Source organism: Bacillus cereus group sp. RP32 (assembly GCF_040459735.1).
Taxonomy (GTDB): Bacteria; Bacillota; Bacilli; order Bacillales; family Bacillaceae_G; genus Bacillus_A; species Bacillus_A wiedmannii.
In genome coordinates, this window is sequence record NZ_JARVHO010000001.1 from 2,875,925 (window position 1) to 2,900,828 (window position 24,904).

Genomic DNA, 24,904 nt, shown 5'->3' on the forward strand with positions numbered 1-24,904 from the left:
ACCTCTAACAATTAGAGGTCATTTCACATTATACATATTTTAAATCTTATAATTTACTAGACTGTAACCCTTGAATAAACGGAACTACTTCAGGATTTACAAGTGATGATAAATCCCCTAATTCTTTTCCTAAGTAAGCAGCTTTAATGACGCGTCGCATTACTTTAGAATTACGTGTTTTTGGTAAATCTTCTACAACGTGAATATCTTTTGGACACAATGCTTTTCCGATATGAGAGTTTACTAAACTCATTAATTCTTTCTTTAACTCTCCTGTGAATGTTACATTGTCCCTTAATACTACAAAACAATGACAAACTTCACCTTTTACATCATCAGGTACACCAATCGCGGCAGCTTCTATGACATCATTATGCTTCACAAGAATAGATTCATATTCTGCAGGTCCAATACGTTTTCCAGCAATGTTTAACGTATCATCTGAGCGTCCTGTAATAATATATTGCTCACCATCATAAATCACCCAGTCACCATGAACCCATTTGTTTTCAAAACGTGACCAATACGTGTTCACATAACGCTCATCGTCTTCCCAGAAACTTTTCGTCATACCAACCCAAGGTTTCTCTAAACATAATTCTCCAACTTCATCACGAATTGGATTGCCTTGATCATCGAGCACAACCGCTGCCATTCCTGGTAAAGATGCGTTAAAACTAATCGGTGCAATTGGTTTAATAAGGACGTTTCCGAAAATCCCACCAGAAATTTCAGTTCCGCCTGAATAGTTACAAATTGGTACATTATTTTTTCCAACTGTTTCAAATAGCCACATCCAAGGATCTGGATTCCAAGGTTCACCTGTTGATGCGAATACTTCTAAACTCTTGAGCGAATGTTTATTTACATACTCATCACCCTTTGCCATTAACGCACGAATTAATGTTGGTGATATACCGAGATGTGTAATTTCATATTTATCAACGGTCTCCCATAAACGATCTGCTTCTGGGAAATCTGGAACACCTTCGTACATAACCATTGTTGCTCCATTAATGAGAGAGCCGAATAGTAAAAACGGTCCCATCATCCAGCCCATATCAGTTACCCATAATACGCGGTCACCTTGTTTGATGTTCATTCCAAATCCTGCATCAAATGCAGATTTCAAAGGGAAACCAGCATGTGTATGTACTGTTCCTTTCGGTTTCCCAGTTGTACCTGATGTATAAATGAGCATTAACGGATCATCACTATTCATCTCTTCAGCATGTGTAAATGGTTTTTCTTTTTCTAGCGTACTCCATGGGAAATCATAATTATGTGGTGTAAAATCATTTCCTGCATGACGAACAATAACAACTTTTTCAACAGTTGGACAATGTTCGCAAGCTTTATCTACTTCGTCTTTTAATGAAACAACTTTACCTCGGCGTGAAAAACCATCTGCAGTAATGATCATTTTTGATCCTGCCGCTTGTACACGAGTCATGACTGCATCAGACGCAAATCCTGAGAATATTGGTGAAATAATTGCTCCGATTTTCATAACAGCTAGCATTGCAACAACTGTTTCTGGAATCATCGGCATATAAATTGTTACACGGTCACCTTTTTCAATACCCGCATGTTTCAAACCGTTTGCAACGCGACTTACCCAGTTGTCAAGATCTTCATATGTAAATGATTTTGAAGTTTCATTTTCTCCCTCATACTGTAGTGCTGGTTGCATTCTTGTTTCATCATCTGCAAGCCAGCGTGATAAAACTGATTCTACAACGTTACATGTTCCGCCATTATACCACTGTGCAAACGGCGTACCATTTTTTAAATCTAGCACTTCTGTATAAGGCTTCATCCATTGATAGCCAACCGCTTTCTCAGCTTCTCCCCAAAACCAATCTGTTTCTTCAATAGATTTATTATAAAACGTTTCATAATCTTCATAGCCCAATGATTTCATCCAACCATATAAACGCGTTTTTTCTTTATATTCTTCTGTTGGAAACCAAACTGCTTGTTTCAATGTTTTCCCCTCCTTGACTTTTTGAAGCAAGAAAGCCCTAAATAGGGCTTTAAACTGGATAAACAGGATGTTTACGATCTGTAAATACTTGATATTTACTCATATACATTTCGAATCGTCCTTTTAACTCTTCTCTTAAATTGTTTGGATGAACAATACCATCAATAACCATCTCTGATGCCAAATGGTAAATATCAATATCTTTCTTATACTCTTCGCGTTTTTCAGCAATGAAGCTATCACGCTCTTCTTCTGGTAAAGCTGCAATCTTATTTGCATATACAGCATTGACTGCCGCTTCTGGACCCATTACTGCAATAGAAGCTGTCGGTAATGCTAGGCAACAATCTGGTTCAAAGGCTGGACCTGCCATTGCATATAAACCAGCACCGTATGCTTTACGAACAACGATAGAAATTTTCGGTACAGTTGCTTCACTCATTGCAGAAATCATCTTTGCACCATGACGAATAATACCAGCACGCTCTACTTTTGTACCAATCATAAATCCAGGTACATCTGCAAGAAATAACAATGGAATATGATATGCATCACATAAATTAATAAACTTCGCTGCTTTATCCGCTGAATCGTGGAATAATACGCCGCCTTTCATACGCGGTTGATTTGCAATAATACCAACTGGCTTACCATCAATACGTGCTAAGCCTGTAATTAGTTCTTGAGCAAATAATTTTTTCACTTCATAGAAAGAACCTTCATCAATAACTCTATTAATGAGATCTTTCATATTGAAAGGCGCATTTTGATTTTCTGGAATAATTTGTTCTAACGTTTTTTCGAATTGTTTCGGTTCTTGAGGTGTAACCAATGGAGTCTTCTCTAAGTAGTTGTTTGGAAAATATGAAATGTATTGTCTTGCTTGTGTAATCGCATCTTCTTCGGTCTTACATAAAACATCTCCGCATCCTGATACAGAGCAATGCATACGAGCTCCGCCCATCTCTTCTAATGTTACCTTCTCACCGATAACCATCTCAGCCATACGAGGAGAGCCTAAATACATAGATGCGTTACCTTCTACCATCATGACAACGTCACAAAAGGCTGGAATATATGCGCCACCAGCTGCAGAAGGTCCAAATAATAAGCATACTTGAGGAACTTTGCCTGATAATTTCACTTGATTGTAGAAGATTCTTCCTGCACCGCGGCGCCCTGGAAACATTTCTACTTGATCAGTAATACGCGCCCCAGCAGAGTCAACTAAATAAAATAGCGGAACACGTAATTTTTCTGCCGTTTCTTGAATACGTAAAATCTTTTCAACTGTACGTGCGCCCCATGACCCTGCTTTTACCGTTGAATCATTTGCCATCACGCATGCAGTACGACCATGAATTTTACCCGTTGCCGTTATAACACCATCAGCTGGAAGTCCTGTTTGTTCACAATTTGCAAATAATGCATCTTCTACATATTGACCATTATCAAATAATAGAGCTAAGCGATCTCGAACGAATAGTTTTCCTTTTGCTTTGTTTTGTTCATGATATTTTGGTGCGCCGCCTTGTTTTATCGTTTCAACTCGTTCTTCAAATGTATTCGATTGTTGTTTTTGATCTAACATATTTACTCCCCCTTATACATTGGTGTGCGTTTTTCCTTGAATGCTTGTAATCCTTCTAATCTATCTTTCGTATGGATTACACCTTCATACGCTTGTTTTTCCATTTGCAATCCGGTATGTAAATCAACTTGAATACCGTTTGAAATTGCTTCTTTTGCTAATCGAACAGCAATTGGACCATTACTAGCAATTCTCTCTGCCATTTCAATCGCTTTCTCTTCAAGTAAATGAGCTGGTACAACGAATTCTACTAGACCATATTCTTTCGCTTCTTGCGCTGAAATACGTCTGCCTGTATAAATTAATTCTTTTGCTCTACCAACACCAATTAATCTTGGCAAACGCTGCGTACCACCTGCTCCTGGTATAATTGCAAGAGTCGTTTCAGTAAGACCAAGACTTGCAGATTCAGCCGCAATTCTAAAATCACAAGCTAAACTTAATTCCGTGCCACCACCAAGTGCGATTCCATTTACAGCAGCAATAACTGGCTGTGGTAATTGTTCAACCATTTCCATAGTAGTGCGAATCATACTAACAGCATGGCGAACTTGTTCTTCATTCATGCCAGCTCGTTCTTTTAAATCAGCTCCGGCACAAAATGCTTTTTCACCAGCCCCTGTTAAAATAACTACACGAGTATTTGACTCTTCACTTATTTGAGTTAGTATGTTTTGTAACTCTTCTAATAACGCTAAAGATAATGAGTTTGCTTGTCTTTCACGATATAATGAAATCTTTACAACGTGAGGTGTTACATAATCAACTGAAATGTTTTGTAATTGTAGCATCTTCTCACCTACTTATCGTTTTATGTTGAAGCGCTCTATACACATGACTCGGTAATTGGATATTTAATTTACTTTGAATAAATTGACTCGCTCTCAATAACTTCTCTTCATCAATATTCGTTTGGACTCCTAACTTATGGAGCATATGAACTAAGTCATCAGTTGCAACATTACCTGATGCTCCAGGTGCATATGGACATCCACCAAGACCACCACAAGAACTATCAAATGTTGTAATACCATATTCTAATGACTTAACTACATTCGCCAGAGCCATTCCATACGTATTATGGAAGTGCATTGCAAACTGCGAAGCATCATATTTCTTTAATGAATGTTCTAATACTTGCTCTACTTGTAACGGATTCGCTACTCCGATTGTGTCGCCAAGAGACACTTCATAAATGCCGTATGAAAATAGTTGATTACATAATTCGTCAACTGCTGCGACACTTATATCCCCTTCATAAGGACATCCAAATACAGTAGAAACATAGCCTCTTACCTTTTTCCCTTCGAATAATGCCTGTTTTGTTATATCTTCAATTACAGCTAATGCTTCTTTAATTGATTTATTAATATTACTTTTATTATGAGATTCGCTTGCTGATAAAAAAACATTCACCTCATCTACATTTTGCAAAAAAGCTCGTTCCAAACCATTTTGATTTGGAACAAGCGCTGCATATGTAACATTGGGATCCCTTTTCAGCTCAGAAAACACATCATTTGCATCAGCTAATGCAGGGACCCATTTAGGGTGAACGAATGAGGAAACTTCAACGTACGATAATCCCGCCTCTGTAAGTAGTTGAATCCATTTTACTTTATCTTTTGTGCCAACAATCTTTTTTTCATTTTGTAAGCCATCACGTGGCCCGACTTCTTTAATGACAGCAAAATTAGGTAGTTTCAATTCGCTTCCCCCTATATCTCCCTATTCAATTTCTAGTAATACATCTCCTTCATTTACAAAATCGCCTTCTTGCACATTAATTTTCATAACTGTGCCAGCTTCTTCTGAAACGATTGGAATTTCCATTTTCATAGATTCCAAAATGACGACATCCTGCTCTTCCTCTACTGTATCTCCTACTCCTACAACAATCTTCCATACATTTCCTGCCATCGATGCATATACTTTCGTCATCATTTTTTCCCCCTTAATATTGTTAAACCTTATTTTTTAACAAGTTGCTTCGTTACAAAACCCGTCGTATAAATACCGCTTTTGAACACATCATCTTCTAAAACTTGAATTAACATTGGCGTGTTCGTTTTAATACCTTCTACTTTTAATTCTTCTAAAGCATCATGTAATTTCGAAATTGCTTCTTCACGAGTTTCACCATGAGCAATGACTTTCGCAATCATTGGATCATAGAAAGGTGTAATCGTGACTTGATTCTCCAAAAAGTGATCAATACGTACATTTGATGGAAGCGTTAAATCTGTAATCTTTCCAGGTGATGGGAAGAAAGTTTTCGGATCTTCTGCATAAATACGTGCCTCGATGGCATGACCACTACGTTTTACATCATCTTGTGTAAACGATAATTTCTCACCATATGCAATTAAAAGTTGTTGTTCTACAAGATCTAAACCAGTAATTTCTTCTGTAACTGGATGCTCTACTTGTAATCTCGTATTCATCTCTAAGAAATAGAAGTTTTTCTGATCATCAACTAGAAACTCAACTGTACCAGCATTCGTATACCCAAGTGCTTTGGCAGCTTGTACAGCAACTTCACCCATTGCTTTTCGTGTACCTTCATCTAAAAATGGTGAAGGTGCTTCTTCAATCACTTTCTGATTTCGGCGCTGCACTGAACATTCACGCTCCCATAAATACACTGTGTTACCATGTGTATCTGCTAAAAGTTGAATTTCAATATGATGCGCATCTGCAATATAGCGCTCTAAATACATTTCTCCGTTACCGAAGAAGTTTTGCGCTCTTGTTTTGTTACTTTCAAATGCTTTGGTGAGCGTTTGCTCAGTTTCCATCAACTGCATTCCAATGCCTCCGCCGCCTGCGGATGCCTTCAGCATTAATGGATAACCAATCTGTTTAGCAATTTCAATTGCTTCTTCAGCAGTTTCAATATTTGTAGTAATACCTGGAACTACTGGGACATCTGCAGCTTGCATTGCAATACGTGATTCGATTTTACTTCCCATCTTCGTAATGATTTCTTCTGACGGTCCGATAAATACGATTCCTTCTTCTTTACAACGAACTGGAAAAGATGGATTCTCAGATAATAATCCATATCCCGGATGGATTGCTTCAGCATTTGTCTTCTTAGCTATTTCAATAATTTTTTCAAGGTTTAAATAGCTTTCTTGGACACGCGGCCCACCTACTAAGTAAGCTTCATTTGCCATTTTTACATGAAGGGCGTTTTCATCAGCCTCAGAATAAATAGCAACAGTACGAATGCCAAGTTTTTGACAAGTTTTCATAATACGAACTGCGATTTCCCCGCGATTAGCAATTAATATTTTTTGAAACATAGTGATTCCTCCTTTTTATCTACATCCTAAATGTCTTGCAATTACGAGACGTTGAATTTCAGAAGTTCCTTCACCAATTTCTAATAGTTTTGCATCACGAATATGTCGTTCCACTTCATATTCACGCATATAGCCGTATCCACCGTGAATTTGTACCGCTTGATTTGCAATACGACTAGCAGCCTCAGATGCAAATAACTTTGCCATAGCCGCTTCTTTACCGAAAGGTTTATCATTATCTTTTAACCAAGCTGCTTTATGTACTAAATTACGTGCAAGTTCTACTTCAGTCGCCATATCAGCTAATTTAAATTGAATCGCTTGGAAATTAGAGATTGACTTTCCAAATTGTTGACGTTCTTTCGCATATTGCAGCGCACGTTCAAATGCAGATTGTGCAATACCTACTGCTAATGCTGCGATTGAAATACGTCCTCCATCAAGTGTATATAAGAATTGTTTAAATCCTTTATTTACATCACCAAGAATATTTTCTTTCGGTACACGTACACCATCAAGTACGATTTCACATGTATTAGAAGCACGAACACCCATCTTATCGTAAGGACTTGAAATCGTTAATCCTTCACTTGTAGTCGGTACGATAAATGCCGAAATACGCTTTCTACCATTATCTTCAACACCGTTGATAGCGGTTACAATAATTGTATTTGCATACTCTGCATTTGTAATCCAACACTTTTCACCACTAATAACATACTCGTCTCCATCTAATACAGCTTTCGTTTGTGTACCACCTGCATCAGATCCAGCATTCGGCTCAGTTAATCCGAAAGCACCTAAAGTTTTACCTGATGCCATTGGAATTAAATATTTCTGTTTTTGTTCTTCTGTACCGAAATAATAAATTGGAGAAGCACCTAATGAAATTGTTGCAGCGTAACTTAATCCTGTCCCACCACAAGCACGACCAATTTCTTCAACTGCTAACGCGTACGATACAGTATCGCCACCTGAACCTCCATACTCTTCAGGGAATGGGATTCCTAATAATCCTAGTTCGCCCATTTTTTGAAATGTTTCATATGGAAATTCCGCAGTTTTGTCATAATATACAGCTTTCGGTGCGATTTCCTTTTCAGCAAAGTCACGTACCATTTCTTTAATCATTTGTTTTTCGCGAGTTAGAGTAAATTCCATTCCGCTACACACCCCTTATCGAATATTGAGTTTCGACAGCGTGCGAGTTTCTACTACAAACATTACGAATTAAAAGACACGAATGTTAGTTAGATAATTGCTATAATTCTGTCATAACTTAATTTTAAAACAGATTCTGTACTAATGCACAAAAAAATTCCTACATTGTTCTACAACAACATAGGAGTTTTCTTGTCGAATTATGTAATTTATTGTTTAATAATCTCTACCTTTTCCCGAATCAGAAATTTCTACTAAAGCTTCAGGGTAAGGTTCAAAATATGTTTGTCTTAATAAATACTTTTCGTCAAATCGAATGGCCCATGATTTTAAAATTGCAAGTAAGCTACTAAGCGGGACTTTCTTTTCTACATACTTTTGTATCAAATCTAAAAAATGATCTTTTTCTTGTTTTTTCAGCTTAGTTTTAAAATATCCAAAAATATGCTCACATACATTTACATTCGATGTATAGCGGGGTGTGCGCATAAATAATTCATATAAAGTCTTCTCATAGTTTTCAAATACCACTTCAATCGTTTCATTTTTTTGATTTGCAATAATACGCCCCAATTCCTTTTGTTTTACCTGATTATATGCCATAAATAAATACTTATAGTCTGATTGAAATGATACGAGTTCTTTTATGTTTTTAGTATGTTTAATCATTTTGTAATGCGCGATTGTAAACAGCCTTGTAAAGAAATGTTCTCTAATAATAAAATTCGACAATCTACCCTCTTCTTCAATTGGAAGATGCGAAAAATTTTTTATTACTGCTCCGCCAAATAAGCCAGATCCCTTTCCTTTTGCTGGTGCTTTTTCAAAACCAGAATAAATTTTCACATCACGCGTACCACAACTCGGCGAACGATTCTTTAAAATAAAACCATCCACATCAGATATCGTTTGTAAAAAGACATATGAAAATTGCTCCATTTTTTCAGTTACATCTTCTCGTGTCGACGGCTGTACAAGCCTATTCACACCATTTTCTTCTACAATTCGTATCGTTTCACGAGGAGTCCCCAATCCGATCTCGACTTCTGGACAAACAGGTATAAATGTAACAAATGGCTGCAAATTTCGTATTGTTACATCTGGTATCATCTCTGCATTATAACGACAGGCATCAAATTCTAAACATTTACTTACAACTATTGTTGGTTTTGCAAATTGCCGCATTTCATTACCTCCATGGTATCAATCCATACAATCTAAATTGTACTGATATTAGTATCTTAAGCAAAGTCTGTTTATATTGATTATTTTTATAATAACTATAAATTTAATGCTATATCAACTGCAATTCAAATCTATTTCGTATATGTATTAACAAGTTCTTGTACAAACTTGTTAATACATTTTTGTCTAAACACAATCCATCTTTACTAGCATAGTTACAGATTCTTTCCTCTCCTCTTTACATTTAAATTAAAATAAGTCTTAATACGAATTTTAATCCCAAGTTATTTGGAATATATTCTTTATATTTGTACATTATAGACTGAGAAAGTATTACTTGTAGTTAGGGTGTTCCAAATGAATTTTAGAAACCTACTTTCTTTATTACGGAACATTTTCAGAAGCATTTTTTCTTTGGTAAAAAATATTTCAAAAAATCCATTCATTTTAAGGAGGCATATTAAAATGGGAGTATTAAGTGGTAATCCCCAAAATGAACCAATGCATTACGGAGAAGTCTTTGCAATTTGGAGTTATCTTGCAGGGGCACAAGGTGCAATTGCTGGTTACCAAGTTCTTGTCAATCATTCTGGAGACGAGGACTTAAAAAAGTTTTTAGAAAATCTTATAGAAAATGATATCCAATCAGAAGTTGAAGAACTAAAAAACTTGTTAAAATCAAACGGTGTGGCATTACCACCAGCACCTCCAGAGCGTCCAGTTGCATCTATTGAAACAATCCCTCCTGGTGCTCGTATTAATGACGCAGAAATTGCAGCTAAAGTTTCTATGGATCTTGCTGCTGGACTAGTAGCATGTAGCCAAGCGATGGGACAATCACTTCGAGAAGACGTAGGAATGATGTTTGGACAATTCCATATGAAAAAGGCACAAGCAGGTGCTACCTTACTACGGTTAAATAAGAAAAAAGGCTGGATTATTCCTCCTCCTTTACATGTTCTTCAATCTGATCAAGCATAACATGGCGTAAGCGGTTAACTTTTGTTAACCGCTTCGTTGTATTTACCTGTCCTTTTAATAATGGAGATTAAAGATAGTTCTAATAATTTTAACTTTATGATTTAGATACTGTGATACGAATAATGTACAAAAGCAATGGAGAAATTAATACATAAGAAAGGAGGGGATATTTATGAAGAAAAAATTATCATCTATTTTAAGTGTTTTAGCACTATCTATTATGTTTTTCGGCACATCTGCCCAAGCTGAATACGATGGAAATCATATGAATAGAGTTAATAACACTGATATGTCAACTCGAGTTAATGATAATAACTTGAACAGAGTTAATAATGATGTGAGAACTCGAAATGTAAATACGACAAATGATTTAAATAATAATCATGATAGAAATAATAATTGGGCTTGGCTGGGTTTATTAGGTCTAGCAGGATTATTAGGTCTTAGAAGAAGAGACAAAGAAGTACGTTAATCTAGAATGTTTTTCGTAAACAAGTACTTATTTATCAAAATTGTATAATGAATATAAATCGCCTTTTTAAAGGCGATTTATTATTTGCTTAAAAATAGTATATGTAATTCACACATCAACATATTTTTACTTATGATTAAACCTATTAAATTACATTTATTTAAATACCAAAAATCAAACCCCTAAAATGTTGTTATAGTTAGATTCGTGGCGTTAATCCATACAATATAAATTGAATCGTATTTTCAATTTCCACTTCATCATCCCATTTTTCTTCAGGCAATAATAAAAATCGTGTTAATAGTAAACCTAATACAGCTGATAAAGTAAGACGTAATACAGAAGATGGTGGTATCTCAATAATTTCTCCTTTATCTTGAAACTTCACAATCAACTTTTTGAAATGTGAAAACAGTTCCGTTTCTACTAATTGTTGTATTTCATTTTTTAGCTCTGGTTGAAATGGTACTTCTTGAATTAATATTTTAATCATAGGAAAGTGCTTTTGAGCAAATTCAAATCTATTATGAATGACAACTCGTAAAAGTCCCTCATATGATTCATACTTCGATTTAAATATTTCCTTTGCAAAGGCTTGTACGAAAAATGGTGCAGCAAACTTTGTTAATGTCGGCATGACGACTGCTAACAATAAATCTTTTTTCGTTTTATAGTAGCGGAAGATTGTTCCTTCCGCTACACCAGCACGCTTTGCAATTTCACTTGTAGAAGTTGATGCATATCCTTTTTCTCCAAACATATCAACAGCTGCCTCTAAAATACGCATTTGACGTTCATTTCGTTTATCCGTATTAGTTGCGGCAATTAATTCATCCAACCAATCCTTCTTCATCTATAATGCCCCTTTGTATCATCATTATATTTTCCGATGTTTCTTTAATGCAAATACATTCCCTATTGCAAATAATAGAGAAAAAAGTAGTAATACAGTTAGATCTAACGCAAACTCTGTAAATCCTTGATTTCGAATCATCACTTGTCTCATTGCGTCAGCTCCATATGTGAGCGGAAATAATTTCCCTAACATTTGTAGCCACTTATTCATAGATTCAATTGGAAACAACCCAGAAAAGAAAATTTGTGGCACAATGACAAGCGGTATAAATTGAATCATTTGAAATTCATTATTTGCGTATGCTGATAAAAATGTCCCTAAAGTTAGTGCTGTTAAAGAAAGCATACATGTAATAAGTAGCGTTAGCCATATGGAGCCAGCTACATACAAGTCTAAAATATAAACTGAAAAATTCACGATTATAATTGATTGTATAAATGCAAAGATTCCAAAACCAATAATATATCCTACAACTATTTCCCATCTTCTCACTGGAGTGGACAATAACCTCTCTAATGTACCACTTAAACGTTCTCTAACAAAGGAAACTCCAGATAATATAAATACAAAGAAAAATGTAAAGAAACCAATCAATACGGGGCCAAGCCCATCAAACATTGTAAAGTCTTTAGAGCCATGTAAGTAATTTACTTCAGGCTTCATAACTGATACATCATTCTTTTCTGAACTCTTTTGTAAAACTTGAAGTACAGCACGATTTTTTGATGAATCACTTCCTTCTAATAAAAGATTCATTTTCCCATTCTCTAAATAAATTACTGCATCTACCTTTTGCTGTTCTAACTCTGAAATTGCTTTCTCTTTGCCGTATTCATAAATTGAGGCTTCTTGAGTTTTCATTGTTTTTACAATAGGAGCAGGCACATCAACTACAGCAATATGCGGTACATAGTCTTTTTGTGTAAACACTAGAGACAATAACCAAAGTAATAACATTGGTGCCCCAAACATCATCGCTAACGAACGTTTATCTCGAAAAAATTGGCGAATAATACGAATGATTACACCAGTAACTCTCATGATAGGGCCACCTCTTCCAACAAAAAGACATCTTCAATCCGTCCTGATGATACCCGTTTTTTCAATTCTTCAGGTGTTCCAGTCGCAACTAGCTTTCCTTCTCTAATCAACCCTAAACGCTCACAAAACTCAGCTTCATCCATAATGTGCGTCGTTACAATAATAGTTGTGCCTTTCTTTTTCAAATCATAAAATTTTTCCCAGATTGTTTTTCTAAGAAGTGGATCTATCCCCACTGTTGGCTCATCTAAAATTAATATTTCAGGTTCATGAAGGAGTGCTATCGCTAATGATAAACGCTTCTTCATCCCACCTGAAAAATGCTGCACTTGCTGTCTTATATGTTGTGATAATTGTACAAGGTCAAAAACCTCTTCGATTCTTTCCTTTTTATGTTTTCCCTTTAATCCATACATCGTTGCAATAAAATCTGCATTTTCATATGCTGATAGTTCTTCATATAATGCATCCGCCTGAGCCATATAACCAATTCTTTTCATTTCATTTAAATTAGGCATGTTCGTGTTGTATACAAGTACTTCACCTTTCGTTGCCTCATTAATACCTGCAATCAATTTAATAAGAGTCGTTTTCCCTGAACCTGAAGGCCCAACTAAACCAAATATCTCTGCTTTTTCAACTTGCAATGAAAGATTGTGTAACACTTCTTTTTTCCCAAAACTTTTTGACACGGTTCGTAAAATAATGGCATGTTGCTGCATGTATTCTTCCCCCTTTTCAAAATGAGTGAGTACTCACTTTTATTTTACTCTTGCGTAATTATATGTCAAACTTCATTGATTAGTATGTATTTTCGATCTTAAACAATGAAACAGAGTCGACATTAGAATTTCATTTCTTAAAGTCGACTCTGTTTCATTTAAATTATATATTTCATTTTACGTTTTTAAATTCATATATTTCCTAATTCTAGCAACATCTAAAGAATATTCGATAACTAATTGCTGTAACGGTAAAATAACTGTGTCAGGATATAAATGTGCATATTGTAATGTTTCTGCATATTTTTCTAACCTTTTTTCTAAATACTTTATAATTTGATCAGGATGACTTACTAATAAACATTTACAATAATAATGTATTTGTTCCTCAATCGCCGTATACTCTTCAATTTCATATTCTTTATGCATGTGTACACCCCTTTAAGTTTTTTACTGACTTGCTTATCACACTTTTCACTCGACTAATTTTTAATTTTTTTGATTATTTACACTATAACAAACTCTCCGGGTCAAATTTTGTTACTTTATGTAACGTAGAAAATTTTTAACAAAACTGTAATGTTAACTTGTATAAAATGCATATGGCCTATTTTTTCTGTACAAAAAATCGTACAGTTCAATTTAACTGTACGACTACAAGTTCTGGCCTATTAAAAATTCTTTGCGGAATGATACTATTGCCTAATCCTCTACTTACTACCATAGACGTATTTTGTTTTTCATATAAACCAGCTGTATATTTAAGTAAAACACCTTGATTTGGAGCCACTAATTTGCTGATAAATGGTAACCTAAATTGTCCACCATGAGCGTGTCCTGATAAAACTATTTCTATTTGCTCATCAGCATAATTCTGAATAAATTCAGGTCTATAGAATAAATCATCTATTGCTCCTATATATAGATATACTCCTATATAATCCGCAATTTTCCTTATCGGATAAATTAATAAAATTTATTTCCCTACACATTGCGATTACATGTTTTATAAGGAAGCTCTTCTTTTTTCCATGCAAGAAATCCTCCCTTTAAATTAATTACTTCTTTTATATCAGCTTTTTGTAAAATACTAGCTGCTATAGCGGAACGCAATCCGGTTCGACATTGTAAAACTATTGGGAAATCTTTCGGTATATAATCTATCTGTTCAAATAGATTACCTAAAGGGATATGTATCGCATCATGAAGATGTCCTTCCTCCCACTCTTTTTTACTACGCACGTCGATTACCTTAACACTCCCACCTTTTATATGTGGATATAATTCGATCGATGTGTCTTCTTTATAACTTTCTAATCTATTCAATCTTTGTATTACCTTTAAAGGTACAAAAGCGATAATATTATCTAGCCCAATAGATTCAAAGTCTCTAATAACCTCCTCCACTCTAACCTTTTCCTCATCTAGTATGATTAAAGTTTCTGTTTTATAATCTAGTAACCATCCACACCAAGTTGTAAAAGAATTGTTATACGGTATGTTAATTGATTTCTCAATGTGACCAGAAGCAAAACTCTCTACATCCCTTATATCAACTATTTGCTGAACGCTCCTCATAACTTCTTGAAGTTTTTCTACTGTATTAATAGCAGTAACTTCTCTTTTTTTACGAATTGGTGGACCGTACTTATTTAAATTTTTCATTAATGAAAAATACTTTGGAGGCTCTGGCTGTCCCGTCAATAAAGTCGATACAAAATCTCCTTGTTCATTACACTGAAATGCCCAATTGAACATCTTTTCATAACCTAATGTAGAAGTTGGAATTGCTCCTAATGCTTTTCCACATGCACTTCCTGCACCATGTGATGGCCATATTTGCAAATAATCAGGGAGTATTTTTATTTTTTGTATAGAATCAAATAATTGTTTCGCTCCAATTTTTGCAGTATCTTTCATACCTACAGCAGTTTCTAATAAATCTGGTCTTCCTATATCTCCTACAAATATAAAATCACCTGTGAATATTCCTATTGGCTTATCATTCGTATGGTTATTTTGACTTGTATCAGTTACTAAAAAAGATATGCTTTCAGGCGTATGCCCTGGTGTGTGAATTACATTAAATTTTATATGACCTACTTTAAACTCTGTGCCCTCTCTAACCAAATTATATCGACCTTCATTAAGATATTGATATTTCCAATCATAATCTCCTTCATCAGATAAATATAAATTTGCATCATAAAGATTAGAAAGTTCCCTAGACCCAGAAAGAAAATCTGCATGAATGTGAGTTTCAGCCGCAGCAATTACTTCCATCCCCTCCTTCTTAGCAAAGTCGATATATTGTTCTATATAGCGACCTGGATCAATTACAATTGCTACACCTTCCTTCTGACAACCGACCAAATAGGAAGCATGTGCTAATTTTTCATCATAAAAATATTTTAAAAGCATAGCTATTCCCTCCAAATAGTTATTTCAAATTACTTTTCAATTTGTATAACTGCTTTCTATCTTCTCCTATAGCATCCCTTTCAACATAAAATTCCAATACATATAGGGCAACATATATCTTTTAAGTAAAAACATACTATATCGTTCTTTCGCTTGATTAAACGGAAATGTTTCTTGAGGCTCATGTTCATAGTTAAATTCAGCGAGTATAAGACTTTTATAACCTGTAACAATCGGACAGGATGTATATCCATCATATTTAGCATGCAAGTCTCTTCCGTTAAGTACGTCCATAATATTTTGTTTTAAGACAGGTATTTGTTTTCGAATTGCCGCTCCAGTTTTAGAGGTGGGTAAATTGGTACAATCTCCAAGTCCGAAAATATTCTTATACTGTACATGCTGCAAAGTATAAGGGCTTATATCTACCCACCCCTGAGAATCACTTATCTCACTCTCTTTAATAAAATTAGGTGGCCCCATTGGTGGAACAACATGGATCATACTGTATGGTACAGTTTCTCTTTTCAGTGTTTGCGTATCTTCAAAAATTGCTTCTCTTTTTTCGGCAATAATTTCTACTAAGTTTTTATTATAATTCGTTATAATTTGCTTTCTTTCTAGTACTTGTTCTAATGTATTAGCATAACGTGGAACCTGAAATATATTAGCGTTCGCCGTATAAAACATTACTTCACTTTTGTTTCTTATACCGCTATTAGAAAAATACTCTTCTGCTAAATACATAATCTTTTGTGGAGCACCACCGCATTTAATAGGAGTGTTTGGGTGGGTAAAAACTGCATTTCCTCCTTTAAATTTTTCAATTTCTCTCCAAGTAGAATCAACATATTTATAAGAGTAATTGCTACAAACCCCATTAGTCCCAATAGACTCCTTCAAGCCTTTAATACCATCCCAATTTATTTGTATACCGGCTGCTACAATAAGAATTTCATACTCAAGCAGCAATCCATCATCTAAAAGTAGCTTATTTTCTTTCGGAAACAACTTAACGACACTTTTAGGAATCCACGTTGCACCTTTTGGAATAAGCACTTCTTGATCACGCATCGTACTTTCCTTTGAAACAATTCCTCCCCCCACTAAACTCCATAGTGGTTGGAAATAATGTTTTTTTGATGGATCAATAATTGCTATATCTTCTTTCAATAGGGGTACATTTCGTAACAAATGTGCAGTAGAAGATATTCCTGCAGTCCCAGCACCAATTACAATAATTTTATAACTATCTCTGGTCTTCATTATCCTCTTCCCATCTAAATTTGATTTTTAAAACAAATAATTCGCAGCCGTATTTTCATTGTATTAACATTATTATAAGTTAAAAACACCACCTTTTTATCTGACTTAAATGAAAATTCCGTTAACTTTACCATCAATTTTACTTTATGCGTAAATCCCCCTATGCTACTTCCATCTTTTATATTTTTCAATCTTAGCCTTTATTCAATTTTACTTTTATTTAATCAGATAGAGGAATTGTTAGTTAAATACGGGAGGTTTTTATAACGCGTTAGGTATTCATGTGAAAAAATTACTAATTACATGGAAATTAGCTCCGACTCATATTCAATTGAGTGAAATTATTGAGGTTACCGAAGATACTATATGCTGATGTTGAAAGAGGAGAAGTAAACCTTATTAGTAAAGTAGAATTATCTATTATTTTCAATGAAATAGCTCTTTTAAATATAATAAATGCATAAGTATTACTGTATTGATTAATTTTAAAAATAACCAAATTTGGACTCTAGTTCTTAAACAATACAAAAAACAACGAAAAAGAACACACCTTTTTGCATTATACAAGTGTGTTCTTTTCTTTTTTTAGTTTTAATTGCTATAATTCTTAGCCTATAGTAACTAAATTAAATTATTTTACACCGACCTGATTCCAAGCATTTTCTATAGCTTTATACGTTACACTATCATAACCATCATAATCAGCCGCAGATTGTAATAAAGCAGTACGAGCTTGTTTAAAGTCGCTAGTTGGAGTCAAATATGTTGTTAACGCACGATAATAGATTTTTTCTGCCTTTTCTTTACCAATAGAATTAATTGTCAGATATGCAGCCTTATTCGGAATACCGCTATTTATATGCACTCCACCATTATCTCCTTCTTCAGTTTCTGGAAGATATTGATAGTTTCTCATATGAGCAGGCTGTCCATATTTCTCAGGATTTGATAAGCTTCGCAGTGCGTCCCCAGAAACACCAGGTGTAAATACAGCATCTCCTACATCCCAATTAGTAGGATCAACAAAATAGCCAAAAACATCAGAGAAAGATTCATTTAATGCACCTGATTGATTTACGTAACGAAGATCAGCAGAATACTCTGTAACAGCATGAGTTAATTCATGTGCCACAACATCAAGAGAACCAGAAAGCGGAATAAATCTGCGACCATCTCCATCCCCATATATCATTTGCTGGCCATTCCAAAATGCGTTATTTACGTTAACTCCATAATTCACAGCCGAGCGAATTGTTTTACCTTTTCCATCAATACTGTTACGATTATGAACGTTTTTATAATAATCATAGACTTTTCCTGCATGATAATGGGCATCAACTGCTGGCCCTTGATCTTTATTTGTCCAAGCATTATCCTCATCAAATAGACGATAATTTATTGGATAATCTTCATCACTATGATTAACTGTAAATGTTTCAATGTAGCCACCATTCATAGGTTTTGTTATGTCTTTTAAGTAGTATTTTCCCTTTACACTACTAAAAGTTGTATTCAATTCTTTTTTATCACCTAATACCCCATATCCGTAGCCTTTATGAGCACTATCTGCATCTGTAACTGCATTATATGAATCTACAATTGTTCCATCTTCCGCATTAACATAGATGTGCCAGTTAGCACCATAAGGTTTAATAAATTGTAGTTTCACTTTAAACGTTAAATAGTATGTTCCATCTTTTTCATATACAACTAAATCTGCTGTTTCATTAGTAGACTCTAAGTTTTCTTTTATCTGATCTAATCCATTCCCGTCCATTTTTACTAGCGTATCAATTTTTGTAAGTTTAATATGTTTCCAAGCATTTGAAAGTGCTGTTTCCTTTGTAATCTTTGCTTTTGTATTCCCCTTTAAACTCTCCTCTGCAGCTGGATGGACATCTCCATTGACCGTTGTTACTTTCCCCTCTTTATCTGTATGTACAATAAATTGTGCACCGTCAACAGGTATTTTATTTATAGATCGTGTATAAACATAATGTTTCATACCCAAATCATCTGATTTCACTTCTTTAAGTGTTAAATCTTTTTGTGGATTTATTTTAAATAATTCTTTATTTTCTTCAAGAAACTCTTTTACCGCTTTTTGAGTCTCTACCTTTTTATCAGATAAATCACCTGAAAGAAATGATGGACTTCCCTGTTCCTCATTCCAATTTTTTTGTAGTACCTCCATTTTATCCATTGCTTCTTGTTGAGAGACTTGTTCTTCTGCAAACGCAGTTGAAAAAGGAGCACCTAACATTGTTCCCGCAGCAAGCAATGTAATAACTGTTTTTTTCATTCGTTTTCCCCCTTCAATATGAGTAATTTAAAAGATATAATTGCAAAACTTAATATATAATTATTTTCGAATTTTTTGTATAAATATGAATAATTTCATATTATTTATTTATAAAACTATTAAGATATAAATTCCTTATAGGGGTACCTTCACATGCCCATCAACCTAAGATTTAAAAGTACCCCCAAACGAAAAATTCACTTTTCTACAGTTAGTTATTTATGAGGATTCAGCTCATTTTTTACATCTTGCGAGTAATTATTTAATCATTGTCGTACTTCTGTTTGAATATAAATAAAATAAGTTCCATTCATTCAAAAAATACCCCTGATTTCCATTATTCATAGGAAATCAGGGGTATTTATCGGTATATAAACCTTTAAAATTATTAATAAGTCTTCTTTTAAAATATAAATGGTTAAACAGATGAAAGAACTTCGACTGTTATATTATCCCCTTATTTCTTAAATACAGGTGCTATTTTATCAATGCGATTTGTCCAAATCCCACCTGTATAATCGTCAGGAAGGCGTTTTATATCTTCAGATGAGTCAAATCCACTTGAAAACCCAAACCCATTTCCTCCTACAATGATAACTCGAGTATCTGCTTTATCCATTCGATTAAGAAAACGATTTGGCCATCCCCAAAGCCAAGGAGCTACTTTGTCTGGTATATGTAATTCTCCATGCTTCAGGCTTGAAGGTATGTAGCCAGTCCATCCTAATGCCATATAAGTAATAAGATCTTTTTTCATGGTCGCTTTTGACATTGTTCGTAAACTAGGGATGCGCTCTTTTATAGCAGCAATTGGTTTATCGCCACCATATACAGTTAGTTGATCAAGGCGTTTCGCTGGTAATTTCTTGAGGTGAGTAGCCAATTGAATTCCTTCATTTTCATCATCACTTTTAATATGAATAAGAAAAGGACGGTCTGGAAAATGGGTAAGTACTTCATCAAGTGTTGGCATAAGATTAATCCCTTTGCCACGAAACGGGAATGTTTTACCCCCATCAGCTGTATAACCGTAACCAATATCAAGTGCTTGTAATTCTTTTGTTGTAAAATCTCTTGTAACACCTTTACCATTAGTACGGCAATCAAGAGTCCAGTCATGAAAAATAACAAAATTATTATCTTTAGTTGGTTGAACATCAAACTCTACTAAATCAGCTCCAGCTTTAAATGCCGCTTCCATAGATGGAATTGTATTTTCTAAATAAGAATGTTCAGGTTTATTTATACGTTCTGCTGTACATGTATCACCCTCAATCTCTTCCATGCTAAATGTTTGCGAAAGTCCTCGGTGAGCAAGAAGAAGAGGAGTTCCATCGTCCCTCTTAGCAAAAAAAGAACTGTTATTTACATAAATAAATACGAATAGGATAAGAATTATCCAAGTCGTTTTACGTTTCAGTAACCTTTTTAGTTTATTCATTGTATGCTCCTCTTAAATTTTGGTTGAAATGCCTTAAATAATTTTCGGCATTTAAATACTGGTAAATATTAAAGCCTATCTTATTTTTTTACAATGGATATAATTGTTAATTAAAGGCTAGTACTTTGATATAAAACGGGAGCAATAGAAATCAATTCAATAACCACTCAACTTTCAGTAAGAATAGTTTTGAAAAATTTCTATGAGAATTTAATATAAATGGGTATATGTAATATCCTATTATTTAAGAATCAATTTGCTATATGTATATTATCTGACAGTATCTTAATCACCTTATTGAAGGATTAGAGGCCGTCTAAATAAAACTGGATAATAAATCAACATCATACCTATAAATGAGCAAACTAAATAAAAAATAGCCTCGTATTTTATTACTAGAGAAATATTATTATCAATCTTTTTTTCATCTCTTTTATATATCATTTTGAATAATACTCTATATAATAAATACCCAATAATTGCTCCCAGGGTGTTCATAGATAAATCATCAATATCTGTAATTCTATTATCTAGCAATTGACCTAACTCAATAGCCAATGAAAAACCGAATCCAGCATAGGCAGCACTTTTCATTGTTCTAAACTGCGGCCAAATAGTCGGCAATAAAAAACCTAATGGCATAAACAGTAAAATGTTTAAGACATAAGTAGTCATACCTTCAGAAGCAAATGGAATCAAGTTAATTTGATTTGCACGAATTAATGTTTCGTATCTACCTATGTCCCATATAGTCCCTATCTGCGTTACCTTATACACTAGTGAAAGGTAGAATAGAAAAACATACACCCATACAAAATGCTGAATAGATATATTTTTTTTCGTTTTAAAATAAAATCCAATTTGAAACACTATACAAAAAATAATAGTAAAAAAATAAGTATATAAATAATTAATTAAAACTCCTGAATGCATTTAAAATCTCCTAACTTTACATTGTAATCTATAACTTTGTCATTTTAGAATATAATTCAAGCACAGGTGGTCACAATCACCCCATCTTTGTTATTTCCAGATATTTCAAAAAATTCATTTACTGGTATTTCAACGTCAATTGTCTTGTTTTGAAAAAAGGGATAATATGAAATCGTATATTTTTTTCCCATCAATGCTTGCTGAAATGCTCTCTTCTTCTTTTAAATAATCCAGGTATTCTTCCAAGGCTAAATTCATTTTTTGCATAATCGTACTGTGAGGCAAACCGACATAGCGAATAGGCTATTTCCTGTTAATTAAGAGCAAATTCCCTTGATAGATCTGTTCTTTTACAATCTCTTTCTTTTGAATAATTGAGGTAGTCCCTGTATTATTTATGTTATCTTTGTGATTTTGATCATATCTTTGTACCTCTACTTTATTCTGAAAAAACAGTGCTTTATTCATGAAAGCAAAACCTAAGAAAAATAACAATAAAAAACACTACTTCTTCATTTTCAGCTTCCTCCTTAAGTAAATGACTTGATGATGATGTCACGCTGATTCAGCGCTGAAGATTTCGGATATGTAACTCTTAACGATTACTTTCTGCAAAGCGAAGCTATATCTATGTGGATACTCTGTTCAGTGGTGTGCAGGTACATCCAAAACAGCAGATTGCTCATTTGACACAATTCGTTAAAAGGAAAAGAAATATTTGTGTCACTCTTTTTCTAAACATTTGATCTATTTTAATCCACGCATAAGTTATCATATCTTTCTTTGACGAAATAAAAAAAGCTCGTTCTTATGGTTTAAATCTACCGCATAAGAACGAGCCATTTTTTAATATTAAATTGTTAATTTCCTAAGAAAAAGTAGAGATAACCTTAAGAATTCCTTAAGAAACAATGATTGTTTTCTATGAACCCTCTTTATCAACCAAGTCTTGAAAGGCTGGAAGCTCTACCGTGAATGTCGTAGAGTTATCATTACTTTCCGCGTAAATCTGTCCACCATGCTGAACAATGATTTCTTTTGCAATCGCCAATCCAAGTCCCGCGCCGCCCGTATCAGAAGAACGGGCATCATCCAATCTGTAAAACTTTTCAAATATGGTAGCGAGTTTATCTTTCGGGATATATCCAGCGTTCTCGAAAACGATAGATACCACATCCTCGGATAGGTCCGCCTTAATGTCAATAACGCTGTCGTCCTTGCTGTATGCAGTAGCGTTTTTCAAAATATTGTTAAAGACCCTCGCTAGCTTATCAGGGTCACCAAATACGGTCAAATCTTCAGAAGCATGGAGTACCACCTGTTTTCCCTTCGCGGCAAGCTGGGGATAAAATTCATCAGTCATTTGCACCAACATATAATATAGATCTATATGTTTTTTCGTGAGCGTAATCGTTTGAAGGTTATATCGCGTAATTTCAAAAAACTCGTCAATTAGCTGTTCCAGGCGATACGCTTTTTCTAACGTAATACGCACATATTTTGCCTTTTGCTCTCTTGGCATGTCTGGTGCTTCGTCAAGCAGGATTAGATAACCGATAACTGATGTAAGAGGCGTTTTAATATCGTGTGCCAAGTACATAACAACTTCATTTTTTCTTTGTTCGGCCAGCTTTGCATCATGCTCTCGCTTTTCAAGGGTTCGCTTTAACGTGTTGAGCTTCTGTTCCATGAACTCCATTTCCGCAGAAAGCTCAATTTGTTTATCTTCGTTCTGAATAAGTATATCAATACCGGTATTTATCTCTTCAAAGTATTTTACAAATTTTAAAAGCATAACTCGGCATAGAATAAGAATACTAATGGCAACCGCCACATAAATAAAAATTTCTATATTGTTCCGTATAGTATACTGATATATTATCATTGCGTCCCAACGCTCTAAATGATAACTGTTTTCCAAAAAACGTACGATCCACTCTCCAAGTGTTCCTTGGATAAATAGACGTAAAAACAGCACAAATACAACTGCTGCCATGACAATCGTAAGGATATATTGGTAGAGTTTCCGTTTTAATTTTGAATAATCGATTTTTTTATTCTTATTTTTATTTTTCAATTTTATAGCCGATCCCCCATACCGTTTTTATATATTTCGGATTATCAACCGTGTCGTTCATCTTTTCTCGCAGATGTCGGATATGCACGGTGATAGTGTTATTACTCTTGCTGAAATATTCATCACCCCATATCTCATGAAACAGCTGCTCAGAGCTAACCACATTTCCCTTGTTTTCACAGAGGATACGCAGGATTGAAAACTCGGTGGGAGTGAGAGATAACGGTTTCTCGTTCAGAGAACACTCATGCGTGCTTATATTAATAACAAGACCAGAGTGGACGATAACATTCTCGTTCTGTGCCGTTACTCCATTGTATTTTTTATACCGGCGTAACTGCGCTTTGACTCGCGCAATTAACTCTAGTGGACGAAAAGGCTTTGTAATATAATCATCCGCGCCAATTGTTAGCCCAGTAATTTTATCTACTTCTGTATCTTTCGCTGTCAACATGATAATTGGATAGGTATGCTTTTCCCTTATTTTTTGACAGATAGTGAGACCACTTACGTCGGGAAGCATAATGTCCAATATTGCAAGGTCAATCGCATTCTTGTCTATACATTCCAACGCTTCTTTAGCAGTATAGTATTTGAAAACCGTATAATTCTCGTTTTTCAAGTATAGCTCAACCAAATCGGCAATTTCACGTTCATCTTCCACAATAAGTACTTTATCACTCATGATTACCAATCCTCCTTTATGGATGTGCTTTTCTCAATCGGAATCTTTTCTGAATAACGAGCCTATCATACCTATTACACCAAGTAAAGTCATATTGCTGTATACAGACACAGTCGGTTACACAAAATAGATTTTCGGATTTACCCATTTATTAAGATTTAATTTTATGCCAAGAATAAGAGATCTATCGGACTCAAAATTATTTACAATAGTTAAAGCAATATACTCTCCCTTTAGAAAAAAGAACAATTTCGTCTTAAATTGACTTTGCATAATCTTAACTTGATAGCAATGTTTGCGCTATTTCAAAATACTAAAATCTCCTTCAAAAAAAGAAAGGCGGTAACGAATGTATTACTGTGACCTGTCTTGGACTGAATCCCCTTGTTATAGGTTTTTATATTATTATTAATTACGGTACATGAAATTATTAATAATAATATAAAAAAAGCTCCCCTGAAAGGAGCTCCTTATA

Annotated in this window: 21 protein-coding genes and 3 pseudogenes; 3 read left to right on the forward strand and 21 right to left on the reverse strand. The window is 34.5% G+C overall.

From position 1 onward, the window contains the following. Window positions 1–46 precede the first annotated feature (46 nt). The 8 genes from QCI46_RS14900 to QCI46_RS14935 form a co-directional block, all read right to left on the reverse strand. The gene (locus QCI46_RS14900) at window positions 47–1,987 is read right to left on the reverse strand and encodes an AMP-binding protein (RefSeq protein WP_353840702.1); all 1,941 of its coding nucleotides are present in this window, start codon (window positions 1,985–1,987) and stop codon (window positions 47–49) included. Window positions 1,988–2,036: 49 nt separating this feature from the next. After that, entirely contained in the window at window positions 2,037–3,578 is a 1,542-nt protein-coding gene (locus QCI46_RS14905; RefSeq protein WP_166704905.1) for an acyl-CoA carboxylase subunit beta, read from the reverse strand. 2 nt (window positions 3,579–3,580) lie between these two features. Beyond that, window positions 3,581–4,369: an enoyl-CoA hydratase gene (locus QCI46_RS14910; RefSeq protein WP_353840703.1), complete on the reverse strand. Its 789-nt coding sequence runs from the start codon at window positions 4,367–4,369 to the stop codon at window positions 3,581–3,583. 4 nt (window positions 4,370–4,373) lie between these two features. Then, window positions 4,374–5,285 (reverse strand): hydroxymethylglutaryl-CoA lyase, encoded by a 912-nt coding sequence (gene mvaB, locus QCI46_RS14915; protein ID WP_353840704.1) that lies wholly within the window; start codon window positions 5,283–5,285, stop codon window positions 4,374–4,376. A 21-nt stretch (window positions 5,286–5,306) separates the two neighbouring features. After that, complete coding sequence (locus QCI46_RS14920) at window positions 5,307–5,522, reverse strand: acetyl-CoA carboxylase biotin carboxyl carrier protein subunit (protein WP_001985297.1); 216 nt, start codon at window positions 5,520–5,522, stop codon at window positions 5,307–5,309. Window positions 5,523–5,548: 26 nt separating this feature from the next. Next, window positions 5,549–6,886 (reverse strand): acetyl-CoA carboxylase biotin carboxylase subunit, encoded by a 1,338-nt coding sequence (locus QCI46_RS14925; RefSeq protein WP_353840705.1) that lies wholly within the window; start codon window positions 6,884–6,886, stop codon window positions 5,549–5,551. 15 nt (window positions 6,887–6,901) lie between these two features. Continuing rightward, the gene (locus tag QCI46_RS14930; protein ID WP_000397260.1) at window positions 6,902–8,047 is read right to left on the reverse strand and encodes an acyl-CoA dehydrogenase; all 1,146 of its coding nucleotides are present in this window, start codon (window positions 8,045–8,047) and stop codon (window positions 6,902–6,904) included. A 216-nt stretch (window positions 8,048–8,263) separates the two neighbouring features. After that, window positions 8,264–9,232, reverse strand: coding sequence for a YbgA family protein (locus QCI46_RS14935; RefSeq protein WP_353840706.1), 969 nt, complete (start codon window positions 9,230–9,232; stop codon window positions 8,264–8,266). Window positions 9,233–9,697: 465 nt separating this feature from the next. On the opposite strand from QCI46_RS14935, the gene QCI46_RS14940 reads away from it, so the two are divergent. Then, window positions 9,698–10,213, forward strand: coding sequence for a DUF3231 family protein (locus QCI46_RS14940; RefSeq protein WP_087986148.1), 516 nt, complete (start codon window positions 9,698–9,700; stop codon window positions 10,211–10,213). 172 nt (window positions 10,214–10,385) lie between these two features. Beyond that, window positions 10,386–10,685, forward strand: a complete 300-nt coding sequence (locus QCI46_RS14945; protein ID WP_353840707.1) for a WGxxGxxG family protein — start codon at window positions 10,386–10,388, stop codon at window positions 10,683–10,685. Between the two features lie 199 nt (window positions 10,686–10,884). Here the strand turns inward: QCI46_RS14945 and QCI46_RS14950 are convergent, their stop codons facing one another. From QCI46_RS14950 to vanR-A, 13 genes and pseudogenes are all read right to left on the reverse strand, one after another. Continuing rightward, window positions 10,885–11,538 carry a TetR/AcrR family transcriptional regulator gene (locus QCI46_RS14950; RefSeq protein WP_060488911.1) on the reverse strand — a complete coding sequence of 218 codons (654 nt, stop codon included), beginning with the start codon at window positions 11,536–11,538 and terminating at the stop codon, window positions 10,885–10,887. Window positions 11,539–11,562: 24 nt separating this feature from the next. Beyond that, window positions 11,563–12,582, reverse strand: coding sequence for an ABC transporter permease (locus QCI46_RS14955; RefSeq protein ID WP_353840708.1), 1,020 nt, complete (start codon window positions 12,580–12,582; stop codon window positions 11,563–11,565). After that, a complete protein-coding gene (locus QCI46_RS14960) occupies window positions 12,579–13,304 on the reverse strand; it encodes an ABC transporter ATP-binding protein (protein WP_353840709.1) in 726 nt (241 codons plus the stop codon). The genes QCI46_RS14955 and QCI46_RS14960 overlap by 4 nt, the downstream gene beginning before the upstream one ends. Before the next feature lie 177 nt (window positions 13,305–13,481). Then, window positions 13,482–13,733: a hypothetical protein gene (locus QCI46_RS14965; protein WP_000548621.1), complete on the reverse strand. Its 252-nt coding sequence runs from the start codon at window positions 13,731–13,733 to the stop codon at window positions 13,482–13,484. Window positions 13,734–13,941: 208 nt separating this feature from the next. Further along, window positions 13,942–14,205, reverse strand: a pseudogene (locus tag QCI46_RS14970) (metallophosphoesterase); the annotation flags it as partial. 83 nt (window positions 14,206–14,288) lie between these two features. After that, a complete protein-coding gene (locus QCI46_RS14975; RefSeq protein WP_353840710.1) occupies window positions 14,289–15,725 on the reverse strand; it encodes an MBL fold metallo-hydrolase in 1,437 nt (478 codons plus the stop codon). 66 nt (window positions 15,726–15,791) lie between these two features. Further along, the gene (locus tag QCI46_RS14980) at window positions 15,792–16,991 is read right to left on the reverse strand and encodes an FAD/NAD(P)-binding oxidoreductase (RefSeq protein WP_353840711.1); all 1,200 of its coding nucleotides are present in this window, start codon (window positions 16,989–16,991) and stop codon (window positions 15,792–15,794) included. A gap of 631 nt (window positions 16,992–17,622) precedes the next feature. Further along, window positions 17,623–19,293, reverse strand: coding sequence for a M4 family metallopeptidase (locus tag QCI46_RS14985; RefSeq protein WP_353840712.1), 1,671 nt, complete (start codon window positions 19,291–19,293; stop codon window positions 17,623–17,625). Window positions 19,294–19,750: 457 nt separating this feature from the next. Next, window positions 19,751–20,734, reverse strand: a complete 984-nt coding sequence (locus QCI46_RS14990) for a glycerophosphodiester phosphodiesterase family protein (RefSeq protein WP_353840713.1) — start codon at window positions 20,732–20,734, stop codon at window positions 19,751–19,753. 294 nt (window positions 20,735–21,028) lie between these two features. Continuing rightward, window positions 21,029–21,667, reverse strand: a complete 639-nt coding sequence (locus tag QCI46_RS14995) for a VanZ family protein (RefSeq protein WP_048561045.1) — start codon at window positions 21,665–21,667, stop codon at window positions 21,029–21,031. A 56-nt stretch (window positions 21,668–21,723) separates the two neighbouring features. Next, window positions 21,724–21,967 (reverse strand): annotated as a pseudogene (locus QCI46_RS29900) (D-Ala-D-Ala carboxypeptidase VanY); the annotation flags it as partial. 622 nt (window positions 21,968–22,589) lie between these two features. Continuing rightward, window positions 22,590–23,744: a vancomycin resistance histidine kinase VanS gene (gene vanS, locus QCI46_RS15005; RefSeq protein ID WP_195756760.1), complete on the reverse strand. Its 1,155-nt coding sequence runs from the start codon at window positions 23,742–23,744 to the stop codon at window positions 22,590–22,592. Beyond that, on the reverse strand, window positions 23,734–24,429 hold the full coding sequence (gene vanR-A / locus QCI46_RS15010) for a vancomycin resistance response regulator transcription factor VanR-A (protein ID WP_001281104.1): 696 nt from the start codon (window positions 24,427–24,429) through the stop codon (window positions 23,734–23,736). Before vanR-A ends, vanS begins: the two co-directional genes overlap by 11 nt. 100 nt (window positions 24,430–24,529) lie before the next feature. On the opposite strand from vanR-A, the pseudogene QCI46_RS29905 reads away from it, so the two are divergent. After that, window positions 24,530–24,661: pseudogene (locus QCI46_RS29905) on the forward strand (Tn3 family transposase); the annotation flags it as partial. Between the last annotated feature and the right edge of the window lie 243 nt (window positions 24,662–24,904).

Excerpts from the sequence above, each read along its gene's own strand:
- QCI46_RS14910 (WP_353840703.1), bottom strand. The coding sequence starts at position 4,369 with ATGCTACAATTACAAAACATTTCAGTTGATTATGTAACACCTCACGTT.
- QCI46_RS14955 (WP_353840708.1), bottom strand. The coding sequence starts at position 12,582 with ATGAGAGTTACTGGTGTAATCATTCGTATTATTCGCCAATTTTTTCGA.
- QCI46_RS14980 (WP_353840711.1), bottom strand. The coding sequence starts at position 16,991 with ATGAAGACCAGAGATAGTTATAAAATTATTGTAATTGGTGCTGGGACT.
- QCI46_RS14985 (WP_353840712.1), bottom strand. The coding sequence starts at position 19,293 with ATGAAAAAAACAGTTATTACATTGCTTGCTGCGGGAACAATGTTAGGT.
- QCI46_RS14930 (WP_000397260.1), bottom strand. The coding sequence starts at position 8,047 with ATGGAATTTACTCTAACTCGCGAAAAACAAATGATTAAAGAAATGGTA.
- QCI46_RS14965 (WP_000548621.1), bottom strand. The coding sequence starts at position 13,733 with ATGCATAAAGAATATGAAATTGAAGAGTATACGGCGATTGAGGAACAA.
- QCI46_RS14975 (WP_353840710.1), bottom strand. The coding sequence starts at position 15,725 with ATGCTTTTAAAATATTTTTATGATGAAAAATTAGCACATGCTTCCTAT.
- QCI46_RS14935 (WP_353840706.1), bottom strand. The coding sequence starts at position 9,232 with ATGCGGCAATTTGCAAAACCAACAATAGTTGTAAGTAAATGTTTAGAA.
- QCI46_RS14950 (WP_060488911.1), bottom strand. The coding sequence starts at position 11,538 with ATGAAGAAGGATTGGTTGGATGAATTAATTGCCGCAACTAATACGGAT.
- QCI46_RS14960 (WP_353840709.1), bottom strand. The coding sequence starts at position 13,304 with ATGCAGCAACATGCCATTATTTTACGAACCGTGTCAAAAAGTTTTGGG.
- QCI46_RS14920 (WP_001985297.1), bottom strand. The coding sequence starts at position 5,522 with ATGATGACGAAAGTATATGCATCGATGGCAGGAAATGTATGGAAGATT.
- QCI46_RS14995 (WP_048561045.1), bottom strand. The coding sequence starts at position 21,667 with ATGCATTCAGGAGTTTTAATTAATTATTTATATACTTATTTTTTTACT.
- QCI46_RS14905 (WP_166704905.1), bottom strand. The coding sequence starts at position 3,578 with ATGTTAGATCAAAAACAACAATCGAATACATTTGAAGAACGAGTTGAA.
- QCI46_RS14940 (WP_087986148.1), top strand. The coding sequence starts at position 9,698 with ATGGGAGTATTAAGTGGTAATCCCCAAAATGAACCAATGCATTACGGA.
- QCI46_RS14925 (WP_353840705.1), bottom strand. The coding sequence starts at position 6,886 with ATGTTTCAAAAAATATTAATTGCTAATCGCGGGGAAATCGCAGTTCGT.
- vanR-A (WP_001281104.1), bottom strand. The coding sequence starts at position 24,429 with ATGAGTGATAAAGTACTTATTGTGGAAGATGAACGTGAAATTGCCGAT.
- QCI46_RS14990 (WP_353840713.1), bottom strand. The coding sequence starts at position 20,734 with ATGAATAAACTAAAAAGGTTACTGAAACGTAAAACGACTTGGATAATT.
- QCI46_RS14945 (WP_353840707.1), top strand. The coding sequence starts at position 10,386 with ATGAAGAAAAAATTATCATCTATTTTAAGTGTTTTAGCACTATCTATT.